This is a genomic window from Sphingobium sp. TB-6, from assembly GCF_012927365.1.
GTDB lineage: Bacteria > Pseudomonadota > Alphaproteobacteria > Sphingomonadales > Sphingomonadaceae > Sphingobium.
The window spans coordinates 484,068-496,772 of record NZ_JABBGL010000001.1; the positions used below are offsets into that span (position 1 = coordinate 484,068).

A 12,705-nucleotide genomic window follows, 5' to 3' on the forward strand; every position below is an offset into this window, starting at 1 on the left:
ATTAAATACACAGTGTGGAATAATAGTGGAGAGGCGAGTCATGAGGCAGCGGTCGGACGAGGGGCATTCATGAACGGAGCTGTCGCGGAGCGCTCGCCTCTCGACGTCGATGCGCTGATCGCGGAGGCGGGCGCCGCGACCGGACTGTCCGATTTCGGACCGGACCTGTCCTTCATGACGGGCTTTCGCCGGCTGGTCGAAGCGGTCGAGGCGATGGACCCGCCTGCCCAGCTGCGCGAGACCGCGCATCACAAGATTGTCGGTTTGCTCGCGACCCGGTTGCGCTTCGCCGAAGACGAAAGGCAGCATCCGGACATTGTCGCGCAGGACGTGGGGGACCCGCTGATCGTCTGCGGCCTGCCGCGCACCGGGACGACGATCACCTATGACCTGCTCTGCCTTGATCCGGCCGCTCGCGCGCCCCGCGAATGGGAATGGTATATCCCCTGGCCTGCCCCGGAAGAAGCGAGTTTCGACAGCGATCCGCGCATCGCGCAGGTGCAGGCCATTTATGAAAACTGGCTGAAACACGCGCCGCAACTGGCCGATATCCAGCGGATGGACTGCACGCAGCCGGGAGAGTGCAATCATGGCATGATGCTGCATTTCGCCAGCACCAATTTTCCGGCCGAACTGGGGGTTCCCGATTTCGCCCGCTGGTTGCAGGATACCGTGCCGGAAGGGCAATATCGCACCCACAAGCGGATGCTCCAGCAATATCAGTGGAAAGGACCCAAGGGCCGCTGGACGCTGAAATCACCGCAGCATCTGATGGACCTGCCCGGTCTGGTGGAGGCCTATCCCGGCGCGATGCTGGTGTGGACGCATCGCGATCCGGTGCTGACCTTCTCTTCGTTGTCGAGCATGATCGCGGGGTTCCTCGCTGCCGTGGGCGGCGCAGACGACCTGAAGGCGATCGGCCGGTCGGTGGTCGACACCTGGTGCGCGGCGATGGCCCGCGCGACCGAGGCGCGGGCGAATGATCCGGCGATCGAGGGCCGCATTCTCGACCTCGCCCATCGCGATATCGTTGCCGATCCGATGGCGGCGATGCAGCGCATCTACGACCGCTTCGCTCTGTCCTTCACCGACGAGCATCGCGACCGCATCACCGCTTTTCTGGCAGATAATCCGGCCGCCAGCCGCCTTGGCAAGCACAAGCATAGTCCGGAACAGTTCGGCATCGATCCGGGCGAGGTGCATGAGCGGCTTGCCGGCTATTATGCGCGCTACGGCCATCTGTTCGACCGCGCGCGACCCTGATGTCTGGAGTATGAGCATGAGCGTTCTCGACCGTTTCCGCCTCGACGGGCGCACCGCCATCCTGACCGGCGTAGGGCCGGGCGTGGGAGAACATGTCGCCAAGGCCTATGCCGAATTGGGCGCCAATGTGGTCCTCTCCGCCCGCTCGCAGGGCCGGCTCGACCGGATTGCCGCAGAGATCAACGCGGCCGACGGCGGCAGGGCGATCGCCATCGCCGCCGATGCAGGCGAGAAGGCCGATCTCGAACGGCTGGTGGCGGGCGCCCGTGAGGCTTTTGGGCCGATCCATATCGTTTTCAACAATGCCGCGGCCGGCGTGGTCTATGCCGCTGATGGCGGGCTTTGGGCGAACACGGACGACGTCTGGAAAACGGCGATGGACGTCAATGTCATGGCGACCTGGCGTCTGACCGAACTGACCGAGGCCGATATGAAGGCGCATGGCAAGGGCAGCATCATTTCAGTCCAGAGCTGCGGCGGCTTCACGCCAATCCCGCCCGCCGTCGCCTATGGCGTGTCTAAGGCGGCGCTGCTCTTTCTGGTGCGCGAGCTGGCCAAGACGCAGGCGCCGCACACGCGGATCAACTGCCTGTGCGTCGGATCGATGAGTCCGGACGGACAAGAGGCCGATATTCACAAGGGGCTGGGCCTGGCCGAGCGCAACGCGATCAAGCGCTTCGGCGCGGCGGACGAGGCGGTAGGCGCAGCCATATTGCTGGCGGGGGACGGCTCCAGCTACACGACCGGCAGCACCATCTTCACCGAAGGCGGCCGGGTGGGGACCATTTCATGACCGCCAACCCCCTCTGGACCGAAGATCAGGCGGCGGCGGAACGGCTGGCGCTACGCCTGATCGAACGGGCCGACATCCGCGCCGCGCGCGAGGAGGCGCGCCTCCTCTTATTGGCCGATCCGCTGGCGGCTACGCTCGACGGACGGCTGGGGCTGGATCGTGCGCTCGATCAGTGGGTGCTGGGGCTCGCCATGCGCGAAGCCAATGGTGATCCCGCCGATCCCAAGGTCGTCTGGAATATCAGCAACGCCCCGCGGCGCTGGTTCGGCCACATCTATCCGGGTGCGGCGGTGGCGATCGACAATCCTGACAATTTCAATCGTGAAATTCCGGTCGATGGCGATGGGCACTATGCCGTCGACATTCGCTTTTCCGCCGATCCGCCACAGTTCAGCATTGTTGCCGAGGTCGAGCCGGAGCATCATGCGGGACTTGGCCGTAATCTGGGCGCGCTGACGCTTCAGCAACTTCTGCCCTTCTGCGATGCCGATGGGCAGGTGACGGTGACCGTCGGCCCGCAGGAAGGCGGTGCGACCCATTTGCGGACCGAGCCGGGCGCGCGGATTCAGGTCTATACCCGTGACAGTCAGCGCGACTGGCGGCAGGTGCCGGCACAGGTCAGCGTCCGTCGCCTCGACCCGCCATCGGACCGGCGCCCGCGCAGCGAGAGCGAGATTGCCCGGACCATCATCGCCGACCTGCCTGCCTGGGTCGCCTTCTGGTCGGGTTTCAAAAATGATTTTCTCGGCCATCCCGAACCCAATCGGCTGATCGGACCCAATGGCCGCGACGGGGGTTGGGGCTATCTGGCCGGTGGGCGCTTTGCACTGGGGGAAGGGCAGGGGTTGCTAGTGACCATCGATCCGGCGGGCAGCTATTATACCGGCATCCAGATCGCCGACCCGTGGACGATCTCGCCAGATCCGATGCTTCGCATGGTCAGCCTCAACAGTGGGCAGGTCACGCCCGCCGTAGACTGCACGGTCAGCTATGTGGTGGCGGGCGTCGATCCGGGCATCGCCAACTGGATCGATACGACGGGCCTCGAAGAAGGCTGGGTGCTGCTGCGCTGGCAGGGCGTGTCCGAAGGCGCCGACCCCGCCCGCTTCATTCGCGACGTGCGTGTCGTCGATCTGGCGGCCATCGACCGCGAAGTGGACGCAGGCGTTCCCCGGGTCGATCTCGCCCTGCGAGAACAGCAGTTGCGCGATCGCGCGCGCCAGCATGGCCTGCGAACCCATGCCGCAATCTGGGGAGACGCATGATGCAGCCCAAGGGCTCGATACTGGAACTGTGTCAGGTGGTGCGCGACATGGAGCGCGCATTGGCTCACTGGACGCGGGTCATGGGGGCGGGACCGTTTTTCGTTTTCGACGTGCCCGTGCTGCCGGGCCAGATCTATCGTGGCGCGCCGACGCAGGTGGCGATGAAGGTCGCGTTCGGCTTTTCCGGCGGACTGCTGATCGAACTGCTCCAGCAGACGAATGAGGGGCCTTCGGTCTTCACCGAAATGCTCGACCGTCATGGCGATGGCTATCATCATGTCATGCTGCGCATTCCCTATGACGAGGGGGTGGAGCGGCTGTCCGGCGAAGGCTATGCCATGGCGTTCAGCGGAATGATGGCGTCGGGTGAAAGGTTCGCGCTGTTCGATACCCGCGCAGGCAATGGCGGCTATGTCGAACTGATGGAGCTTTCGCCTGCGATGGAAGCGTCGCTCGACCGGATGCACGCCGCCCATCGCGCGTGGGACGGGATCAGCCGCCCCGTCCGATCCATCGCCGACCTTGCCTTAGGCTCAGGCCGCGCCCGCGATGGCGCGGATCGCGGTTAGCAGCATGTCCGTCGCGCGGGTGAAGGCGGCTTCCACCACATCGCGCTGCATCGCCAGCCGTTCGTCATTGTCGGTCAGGCTTTCCGACACGACGACATTGCCCAGCACGATGACGGAAAAAATCACCAGCATCTCTTCGCTTTGCGGCCGTGTCAGCCCTGCCTCGGCCAGCGCCTCGAAGATGGCGCGGCGGATCGCCAGCGCATTGGGTTGCTCCAGCCGGTTGGCGCTGCGTGACAGGATGAAGGCGGCGGACCCCGGAAAATCGCGATAGGCCAGATGGACCGCGCGGGCGATGCTGCGGAGGCGGCTTTCCCAATCCGGCGCCGACAGGTCGGGCATCCGGCCGCGCAGAATCTCGTCGGTCAGCAGGCCGAGCATCTCCTCCTTGTCGCGGACATGATGGTAGAGCAGACGCGGGGACACGCCCAGACGCTGCGCCACCGGACGGATATTGAGCGATTCGATTCCGCCCGACCGGGCCATGTCCAGCAAGGTCGCGACCAGCCGGCTGCGGTCGAGCGCAGGCCCTTCGGATTGCGGCGGTCGGCCGCGCCGGGGAAGCCGTGCAAGCGGTTGTTGGTTTGCCCTCATGCCTTCGCTTTAAGCCGAGGCGCGGCACGGGTCCATGCCCCACGGTCCTGCAAGACCGTGGGGCAAAAAATCACAGTTTCTTCAGCTCGGCATTCGACAGGCTGGTCGTCACGCCCTTCTCACCCGCGCTCAGCGTGGTTGCGGGGATGGTGATGAACTTTCCGCGATAGATGACGCGCACCGCGCTCACGGCGCCGTCGCCGGCGGTCAGCACGCGATCGACCTTGCCGATCTTGGTTCCATCGGCGGAGTAGATCGCCTCGTTGCGATCCACCGCAGGCGCCTGGGCAAAGGCGGGCGCGGCCAGGCCCAGAGCCGTGAGCGCGATGATGATGGTCTTCATATGCTGAAATCCTTTGTCGAAGATGGCGACCTGTTGGCGCAGTCGAAGGATCGTTTCAAGAGAAAACCAATACACATCGAAAAGAATCTGTTCTATCTGTCTTACATGCATGAAAAAAGCAGCCGGATGGCAATCGGAGAGGCGATGAAGGGCAGGGGCGGGTCAGGCGCACGCGACCAATGGTTTCTGCTGCTTCTGGGCGCGATTTACATGTTCAACTTCATCGATCGCACGATCATCGCCGTGGTCGGCGAGGCGATTCGCCACGATCTGCGGCTGAGCGATCTTCAACTCGGCATGCTCGGCGGGCTGGCCTTCTCGCTCTTCTATGCCGTGCTGGGCATTCCGCTGGCGCGGCTGGCCGAACGCTACAGCCGGGTACGGATCATCGCTGTGGTGACAATGCTCTGGTCGCTGATGACCGCGCTCTCCGGCGCAGCGGGAAGTTATGTCCAGCTCTTGCTGTGCCGCATGGGCGTAGGCATCGGAGAAGCGGGCTTCACACCGGCGCTCGTCTCGATGATTTCCGACCGGTTCGATGCCGGTCGCCGCGCGGTCGTCTTTTCGCTGATAGCGATAGGGGTACCTCTGGGCGGCGCCATAGCGGCGATCGCTGGTGGCGCGGTCGCGCAGACATTCGGTTGGCGGCTCGCGCTCGTGGCGGTCGGCGCACCCGGTCTGCTGCTGGCGCTTCTGCTGATCGCGACGATTCCCGAGCCCGAGCGGAAAGATGCGGGGCAAAGCGTGGATACGCCGCCCTTCGCCATGGTGTTGCGGCGGCTCGCCCATTCGCCCGCCTTCCTGCACCTGACCTTCGGCAGCGGTTTCGTAGGGCTGGTCGGGTTCGGGACCAACCTGTTCCTGATCCCTTTGCTGGTCCGCCGCTTCGATCTGCCGCTTGCCCACGCAGGTCTTATGTTTGCGCTTTCGTTCAGTCTGGCGACAATGGTCGGGCAGGTCAGCGGCGGCTATCTGATCGGACGCCTGATCCGGCGTGATATACGCTGGGGCGGATGGGCGCCCGCGATCGCGGTGGGGCTGGCGCTGCCCTTCTATCTGCTCGCGATTCATCAGTCGGACTGGCGATGGCTGGTCGCCTTTCTCTTCGTCGCCACCACCTTACTCTACGCCTTCACCCCCGCCATCATGACCATTACACAATCGCTGGTCGAACCGCGCATGCGGGCATCCGCCGCCGCGCTCCACTCCTTCGGCCAGACCGTGGCCGGGCTGGGATTGGGATCGGTGGTGCTGGGCTATCTCAGCGATCGTTTGGCCGTGTTTCTCTACGAGGGGAATTATGCCGCGGACTGTCTCGCTGCGGGGAGGGGGCCACCGCCGGCGGCCTGTCTCTCGGCTGCGGCAAGCGGTCTGCAACTGAGCATGCAGCTATCCGCATCCGTGCTTTTGATCGCGGTTCTCCACTATCTTCTCGCCGCAAAAAATCTACCGCTGGAGGCAAATGCGTCGTGAAGGACGGGAAAGCTGTCGAGGTTCGGCCAAGCGGCCCTGAACGGGATGACGCGTCGGTCTTGGCTATGCCACCCTCCCGGCCTGTCGATTACAGGACCGCGTACAGGCGGCGGAAAGGATAATGAGGATGGGAAGAGCAGGAGTTATCGGCTTGGGGCAGATCGGCGCGGGTGTCGCCATATGCCTCGCGCGGACAAATCAATTGGCGGCGGTCTATGACATTCGTGCCGATGCTGCCGACACGTTGGAAGGGGTGCCGCCCGTCGTCGCCAGTCCGGCGGAACTGGCCGCGCAGTCCGACGTCGTCATCATCGCCGTCGTCAACGCAAAGCAGACGATTGACGTACTGTCAGGCCCCGACGGGGTTTTGTCGCGCGCGCGGCCGGGCATGGTCGTGGTGTTGGTGGCGACCGTCTCGATCGAGGATCTGGACGCCGTGCGCGCCCTGACCGACGCGGCGGGCGTGGAACTGGTCGATTGCGGCGTGACCGGTGGCCCAAAATCCCGCGAACACGGCCTCGTCTGCCTGGTCGGCGGCACGGATGAGACCATTGCGAATGTGCGCCCGGTGCTGGACGGCTTTGCCAAGCTGGTGGCGCATATGGGCGGCCCCGGCGCGGGCATGGCGGCGAAGATCGCGCGTAACGTCATCGTCTTTGGCTGCCTGCGCGCCGGCTATGAGGCATCCGTATTGTGTCGCAATGCTGGGGTGGATGTCCGCCAACTTGCGCAAGTGATCGACGCCAGCTCCGACAGCGTGGGCGGACCGTTGATGCTGGCGGTACGCGACGATCCGTCGTCCAGCGAACAGGAAGCGGCAGTGCGCGAATATACGCGCGGGCTGATGGTCAAGGATCTGGATGCGGCCATCGATCTGGCGCGCAGCTATGGCATCGCGTTGCCCTTGGTCGAACTGACACGCCGGACCGATCAGGCGGTCGTCGGCCTTGAAAATGTAATGGGAGAAAAGGCATGAGCATCGACGAAGCGCAGTGGCAGAAGGGACTTGAAGTGTTCGACAAGGTCTACGGACCGGGATCGTCGGACATGACCCGTCCGTATCGCGACTCTTCCTTCAATCAGGAAATCGTCGGCAACCAGTTCGCCAATCTGTGGGCGAGCGATATCTTCTCGATGCGGGAGAAGCGCCTGCTGGTGCTGGGCGCGACCGCCATGCTGGGACGCGCCGATCTGGTCGAGATCCAGATGAACGGCGCCCTCATCAATAACGAATTCACCGATGAGGAGTTGGACTTCCTGCCGCTCTTCATACTGTTCTATGCCGGGGCGGGCAACACGACCACCGTGTTCCGGGGGATCGAAGCCGCCAAGGCACGGCGCAAGGAGCGCGACGCCGCGTCCAAATGACAGGGCGTGCATGACAAAGGGCGGTCTGGTCGAAGAACCAGGCCGCCCTTTTCTTATGCTTCGCCGCTATTTTGGGCACGGCGGATCGCGCGGGACGCCAGCAGCAGCAATAATCCCCCGGCAAAGGTGAACAGCATGGCGGTGCCGATCCCCCAGGCGACACCCGCCGTCCCCCCGACAAAGTCACTGACGGCGCCGATCAGATAAGTGCCGGCGCCCACGCCGATCAGGTTTGCCCCCAATTGCACCAGAGATACCGCAAGGCCCCGCAGGCGCGGCCCGGCGATGGTCACGATGACGGCGTAGATCGGGCCGTTATAGGAAGCGCTGAGGAAACCGCAGGCCATCAGCAGCGCCAGCATCAGATCAAGGTCCCGGAACAGCACGGTGCCGACGCCGGTCACTGCCGTCAGCAAGGGGATCACCGCGCCGAACAGGGATGTCCTTGCCGGATCGAAGCCGCCACGGCGCCGGTTGATGAGGTCGATCACCCAACCCGCGAGAAATCCGCCCAGGGAGCCGAGGCCGCCATAGGCAATGGCGATGAGGAAACCCGCCCGCGCAATGGGCATGCCGTGGACCCGGATCAGGAAAGTGGTGAGCCATGTGCTCATGCCGTAAATCCCCGCCGCGATCAGGACGATGGCGAAGATGCAGTAAAGCAGTCCCGGTCGCGCCGCGAGCAGGCGGATACGCTGCACCAGCCTCAGCGTCTCTCCTTGCAGCGGGGCCGGCCCGTCATGCGCGCCGCGCAATGGTTCCCGGACGGTGAGCAGCAGCAGGGGCGCCAGCACCAGTCCCGGTACGCCGGCGGCCACAAATGCCCAGCGCCATCCGGCGTTCTGCACGATCGCACCGCCCACGATGAAGGCGATGGCAAGGCCGATACCCGAACTCAGATACCAGATGCCGATAGCGGTTGCGCGTCGGTCCTCCCCGAAATAGTCGCTCAGCAACGACATGCCGGTCGGTGAACCGCCCGCTTCGGCCGTCCCTACCGCGGCACGGCCTACAAGCAATGTCCAGAATCCGGTCGCCAGGCTGCACAAAGCGGTCGCGCCGCTCCACAGCGTGAGTGCCGCAGCCATCAGGTTGCGACGGTTCCAGTTGTCGACCGCTACGCCGAAGGGCAGGGCGGCCAGAGCGAAAAATATGCCATAGGCAAAGCCCGCCAATATCCCGAGTTGTCCATCCGACAGGGCAAATTCATGCCCGACCGGCGCCAGCACCAGCCCGATGATGGCGCGATCGATGCCATGGCAGGTCTGCGCCAGCGTCAATATGCCCAGCACATACCAGGGATAATGGCTGACGGCGGCGGGTTTTTCCGACAGCGCTCTCATGGCGCCCGCTGCTGCAAGAGCGGTGCGATGGACATTGAGCGCCTCCTGTTTTTGGATATCAGGCTGAGGTGCGTGAGAAACGCATAGCATATGTTCCCCATGCCGCCCTCGGCCAGATTGTGTCGAGTACGGTTTATGGATGTGCCGCCCTTGGGCGTCTTGACCACCTATCCGAAGATAGAAGTAAAAGTGGGTGCTGCGCCTATCTGATGCACAGAGAGAAGAGAAACAGGCAGAGGTGGCGATGTTTCGTCCGGAGAGCGATTGGACCGGCCAGGACAGGTTCGGGGTCAAGAATTTCTACATCGAAGCGGTGGCGACCGTTCGCGATGCCCGTGTGGATTTGCGTCATTTCGATTGGGTTTTGCCCAGCAGTGGCGTCTTCAGCCCTGAGAAACATTATCTGGATTATTCGCTCGACGGTCAACCGCGACGCAGCATGGTCAGCATGGGCCGACCCGATCGGCGTGTCGCTTCGGGTGACATTCTCTACATGCCGCCGCATCGCCAATATGTCGGCGAACCCGCGCTTCAGGAACGGCATCTGGTGTGTGTCGCGCTGGGGGACGAATTTCTGGAAGAACTGTTCGACGGCGAGCAGCCGCTGAAGAGGGTGGACCCCTGCGCCGATGTCCAGAATATTTCCATGCGCCGCCTTTTTGCCGGACTGGCGGCGGAATTGCGGGCGCCCGGCTTTGCGAGCCAGACTCTTGTCGAATCGATGCTCATGGGGCTGGCGGTCGAACTCGTCCGGCACATGTGTCCACGGGAATTGGGCAGCACGACATCACGCGGTGCGCGGCAGGTGCGCAATATCATCGACTATGTGATGGACAATCTGTCCGCTCCCCTTGGCGTCGCGGATATTGCGCGCGACTGCAACATGAGTGTGCGCCATGTCGCCCGCGTGTTCAGGGACGGAACCGGCGTCAGTCTGGGTGAATTTGTCGCGCGCAGCCGCATCGCTTTGGCCAAGGAACTGCTGCGGAACGACGGCGCGCGGATCAAGGAAATCAGCTGGCGCTGCGGCTTTAGCAGCACTTCGGCCTTTTCCGCTGCCTTTCGCGCCGCGACGGGCCAGACGCCCAAGGATTTCCGCTGCCAGCCGCCGCAGGTCCATTGACCCGGCAAGTAAGAAAATATCGATCGGCGGCCAAATTCTGTCGCCGCACAGTCAAACAGGAGCCTACCACTATGGAGCGCATTATCTCCAAGCTAGACGCACTCTGCGTTTACAAATCGAAGCCGAATAAAATGATGGGGAGGGAAAAAATGAGCAAGACCGCTACTTTGGGTGCGATCGCCACAGGCGCGCTGATTGCCGCAATGGCACAGCCTGCCTATGCGCAGCAGCCGCAATCGGGTGCCAGCGAAGGCATTCAGGATATCGTGGTCACCGCGCGCCGTACCGAGGAAAGTCTTCAGACCACGCCTATCGCTGTCACCGCGCTTACGCCCGAAGCGCTGACGACCGCCAAGGTCGAAAATGTCGTCGATCTTCAGCGCACCGCTCCGGGCCTTGTCATCGGTCGTGGTTCGGCAGGCGGCGACGGTATCGTCTTCGTCGCCATTCGCGGTCAGGGCAATCTCCAGCCGATCCTCGCCAACGATCCTGCCGTCGCCACGTACATTGACGGTATTTACATTCCCCGTCCATCGACGGGCATGACCGATATTCAGGACGTCAAGCGGCTGGAAGTGCTGCGCGGACCGCAGGGTACCCTGTTCGGCCGTAACACGACTGGTGGTGCCATCAACATCGTTACCAACGATCCGAACGACCAGCTCAGCGGTGCGTTCAAGGCAGAATTTGGCAATTACAGTACGCTGGGGGCGCATGCCAATATCAATGTGCCGCTTGCGGAAGGCCTGGCGATTCGTCTGAGCGGGGCGATCAACGACCGGGACGGCTATGGCGACAATCTTCTCACCAAGCGCGACTTTTCCGACAACAACAGCAAGTTCGTTCGCGGCAAGCTCAAATATGAGGGCAATGGCTGGGATCTGACCCTGTCGGGCGACTGGAACCGCCAGTCCAACCATGGTCAGCAGATCGCGCTCTGGGCCTTCAATCCGGCGATCGTTCCTGCGGCCTTCCAGCCGGGGCTCACCGCGGGCCTGCTGACCAAGGAAAACTGGTGGGGCAATACAACGACCGGCACGTCGATCCCGGCCACCATCGGTACGCTGACTCCAGAGGCGCAGGCACTCTATGGCGTGCGGCCATTTAATACGCTCGAAGTATACGGTTTTTCCGGCACCCTGAATGTTGAATTGGGCGGCCTGAACTTCAAGTCCATCACCGGCTATCGCCACTCGATGAACTATGGTCAGAACGACACGGATGGCACCGCCGTCCCGTTGCTGGCGACCTTCGCGGGGTCTGGTTCCTATTATATTTCTCAGGAATTTCAGCTTTCCGGCAATATCACCGACAGCCTGAGCTTCATCACGGGCGCCTATGCGGGCAAGGAGAGCGGCTACGAATTCAGTCGGTCGCAGATTTTCGGCGGACTCATCCGTGATTCGAACGCCGATGTCACCAACAAGACCTTCGGCCTGTTTGCCCAGGCCTATTATGAATTGACGCCGAAGCTGCGCGCGGTGGGCGGTTTCCGCTATACCTGGGACACCCGCGACAGCCTGCTGCATAATGCGCAGATATATGGCCGACCCTATAATGTCGCCGTGGCGGGGACGCCGACCGGCATCAACTGTACGGTGACCCCGACGGAACCGGTTACGGCCACCACCTGTAATCAGGCGCAGAATGCCAAGTTCAATTATCCGGCCTGGAATCTGGGTCTCGACTGGCAGGCCAGCGACAATCTCTTCCTCTATCTCGCGACCCGTGGCGCGGCCAAGGCCGGTGGCTGGAACCTGCGGGCAGGGGGGCTGCCCGCCTTCGCCCCCGAAAAGGTGAAAGACGTCGAAGCCGGCCTGAAGGTCGATCTCTTCGACCGCCGGCTGCGTTTCAACACCGCGGTCTTCCACACGTGGAAGGATGACAATCAGGCGATCGTCAACAGCTTCGTCACCGGCATCGGCGTCACCCAATATATTCAGAATAACGGCAAGGTCCGTATCTGGGGCATGGAAAATGAAATCACGGCTGTGCCGTGGGAAGGCATGACGCTCAGCGTCAACGGTTCGCTGCAAAACGGTAAATATGTGAAGGGTAGCTTCAGCGAAATTCAGGTGGTGGCTGGCAGCGGCTGCACGAACGGCGCTGGGGTCGTCAATGGCTGCGTCGTCGATCTGAGTGGTTTGCCGCTGCTGCAATTGCCCAAGAAGCAGCTCAATATCAGCGCCACGCAGAAAATTCCGTTGGGAGCGGGCACGCTTGCTGTCACCGGCGCCTATTCCTATGTCGGCGCTCAGCATTTCGATGCCGTCAGGGCGGCGGACCAGGCGTCGGCTGCGACCAAGGCCGCCTATGATACGGAAAACCGCTTTGGTCGTGTGCCCGGCTATGGCATTTTCAACGGCCGTATCGCTTTCCAGCTTGAAAATCCCAATGTTGAAATCGCCGTCTATGGTCGCAACATCACGAACAAGAAGTATCTGCTGCGGCGCTTCCCCGATCTCTATCGGACATTGGGCATCACAGCCGCCTATGTTGGTCAGCCGGCCACCTATGGCGTGGAAACGACGTTTAAATTCTGATCGGATAACGCGGATGGCGGGAGAAGCT

General features: G+C 62.8%; 12 protein-coding genes. 9 read left to right on the forward strand and 3 right to left on the reverse strand.

The window, feature by feature from the left end; translation table 11 throughout:
• The first annotated feature begins 69 nt into the window (after window positions 1–69).
• The 4 genes from HHL26_RS02155 to HHL26_RS02170 are packed head-to-tail and all read left to right on the forward strand — an operon-like array spanning window position 70 to window position 3,890.
• Window positions 70–1,263: a sulfotransferase gene (locus HHL26_RS02155; protein ID WP_066562954.1), complete on the forward strand. Its 1,194-nt coding sequence runs from the start codon at window positions 70–72 to the stop codon at window positions 1,261–1,263.
• A gap of 16 nt (window positions 1,264–1,279) precedes the next feature.
• Complete coding sequence (locus HHL26_RS02160) at window positions 1,280–2,056, forward strand: SDR family oxidoreductase (RefSeq protein WP_066563898.1); 777 nt, start codon at window positions 1,280–1,282, stop codon at window positions 2,054–2,056.
• Window positions 2,053–3,321, forward strand: coding sequence for a hypothetical protein (locus HHL26_RS02165; RefSeq protein ID WP_066562952.1), 1,269 nt, complete (start codon window positions 2,053–2,055; stop codon window positions 3,319–3,321). The genes HHL26_RS02160 and HHL26_RS02165 overlap by 4 nt, the downstream gene beginning before the upstream one ends.
• Window positions 3,318–3,890 (forward strand): VOC family protein, encoded by a 573-nt coding sequence (locus HHL26_RS02170; RefSeq protein ID WP_066562950.1) that lies wholly within the window; start codon window positions 3,318–3,320, stop codon window positions 3,888–3,890. Before HHL26_RS02165 ends, HHL26_RS02170 begins: the two co-directional genes overlap by 4 nt.
• Here the strand turns inward: HHL26_RS02170 and HHL26_RS02175 are convergent.
• Window positions 3,855–4,484, reverse strand: coding sequence for a TetR family transcriptional regulator (locus HHL26_RS02175; protein ID WP_066562947.1), 630 nt, complete (start codon window positions 4,482–4,484; stop codon window positions 3,855–3,857). The two genes, HHL26_RS02170 and HHL26_RS02175, sit on opposite strands and share 36 nt — an antisense overlap.
• A gap of 70 nt (window positions 4,485–4,554) precedes the next feature.
• The gene (locus HHL26_RS02180; RefSeq protein WP_066562946.1) at window positions 4,555–4,827 is read right to left on the reverse strand and encodes a PRC-barrel domain-containing protein; all 273 of its coding nucleotides are present in this window, start codon (window positions 4,825–4,827) and stop codon (window positions 4,555–4,557) included.
• Between HHL26_RS02180 and HHL26_RS02185 the strand changes: the two genes are divergently transcribed.
• From HHL26_RS02185 to HHL26_RS02195, 3 genes are all read left to right on the forward strand, one after another.
• Window positions 4,828–6,300, forward strand: a complete 1,473-nt coding sequence (locus HHL26_RS02185) for an MFS transporter (protein WP_240962273.1) — start codon at window positions 4,828–4,830, stop codon at window positions 6,298–6,300.
• Window positions 6,301–6,427: 127 nt separating this feature from the next.
• The gene (locus HHL26_RS02190; RefSeq protein WP_066563895.1) at window positions 6,428–7,276 is read left to right on the forward strand and encodes an NAD(P)-dependent oxidoreductase; all 849 of its coding nucleotides are present in this window, start codon (window positions 6,428–6,430) and stop codon (window positions 7,274–7,276) included.
• Complete coding sequence (locus HHL26_RS02195) at window positions 7,273–7,668, forward strand: hypothetical protein (protein WP_066562944.1); 396 nt, start codon at window positions 7,273–7,275, stop codon at window positions 7,666–7,668. The genes HHL26_RS02190 and HHL26_RS02195 overlap by 4 nt, the downstream gene beginning before the upstream one ends.
• A gap of 53 nt (window positions 7,669–7,721) precedes the next feature.
• Here HHL26_RS02195 and HHL26_RS02200 read toward each other — a convergent pair whose 3' ends face one another.
• Window positions 7,722–9,011, reverse strand: coding sequence for an MFS transporter (locus HHL26_RS02200; protein WP_066562942.1), 1,290 nt, complete (start codon window positions 9,009–9,011; stop codon window positions 7,722–7,724).
• 244 nt (window positions 9,012–9,255) lie between these two features.
• Between HHL26_RS02200 and HHL26_RS02205 the strand changes: the two genes are divergently transcribed.
• Both HHL26_RS02205 and HHL26_RS02210 read left to right on the forward strand, forming a co-directional pair.
• Window positions 9,256–10,134 carry an AraC family transcriptional regulator gene (locus HHL26_RS02205; protein ID WP_066562941.1) on the forward strand — a complete coding sequence of 293 codons (879 nt, stop codon included), beginning with the start codon at window positions 9,256–9,258 and terminating at the stop codon, window positions 10,132–10,134.
• A 149-nt stretch (window positions 10,135–10,283) separates the two neighbouring features.
• The gene (locus tag HHL26_RS02210) at window positions 10,284–12,677 is read left to right on the forward strand and encodes a TonB-dependent receptor (protein ID WP_169575793.1); all 2,394 of its coding nucleotides are present in this window, start codon (window positions 10,284–10,286) and stop codon (window positions 12,675–12,677) included.
• The last annotated feature ends 28 nt before the right edge of the window (window positions 12,678–12,705 follow it).

Coding starts and splice junctions, on each gene's coding strand:
- HHL26_RS02155 (WP_066562954.1), top strand. CDS start 70: ATGAACGGAGCTGTCGCGGAGCGCTCGCCTCTCGACGTCGATGCGCTG.
- HHL26_RS02160 (WP_066563898.1), top strand. CDS start 1,280: ATGAGCGTTCTCGACCGTTTCCGCCTCGACGGGCGCACCGCCATCCTG.
- HHL26_RS02165 (WP_066562952.1), top strand. CDS start 2,053: ATGACCGCCAACCCCCTCTGGACCGAAGATCAGGCGGCGGCGGAACGG.
- HHL26_RS02170 (WP_066562950.1), top strand. CDS start 3,318: ATGATGCAGCCCAAGGGCTCGATACTGGAACTGTGTCAGGTGGTGCGC.
- HHL26_RS02175 (WP_066562947.1), bottom strand. CDS start 4,484: ATGAGGGCAAACCAACAACCGCTTGCACGGCTTCCCCGGCGCGGCCGA.
- HHL26_RS02180 (WP_066562946.1), bottom strand. CDS start 4,827: ATGAAGACCATCATCATCGCGCTCACGGCTCTGGGCCTGGCCGCGCCC.
- HHL26_RS02185 (WP_240962273.1), top strand. CDS start 4,828: ATGCTGAAATCCTTTGTCGAAGATGGCGACCTGTTGGCGCAGTCGAAG.
- HHL26_RS02190 (WP_066563895.1), top strand. CDS start 6,428: ATGGGAAGAGCAGGAGTTATCGGCTTGGGGCAGATCGGCGCGGGTGTC.
- HHL26_RS02195 (WP_066562944.1), top strand. CDS start 7,273: ATGAGCATCGACGAAGCGCAGTGGCAGAAGGGACTTGAAGTGTTCGAC.
- HHL26_RS02200 (WP_066562942.1), bottom strand. CDS start 9,011: ATGAGAGCGCTGTCGGAAAAACCCGCCGCCGTCAGCCATTATCCCTGG.
- HHL26_RS02205 (WP_066562941.1), top strand. CDS start 9,256: ATGTTTCGTCCGGAGAGCGATTGGACCGGCCAGGACAGGTTCGGGGTC.
- HHL26_RS02210 (WP_169575793.1), top strand. CDS start 10,284: ATGAGCAAGACCGCTACTTTGGGTGCGATCGCCACAGGCGCGCTGATT.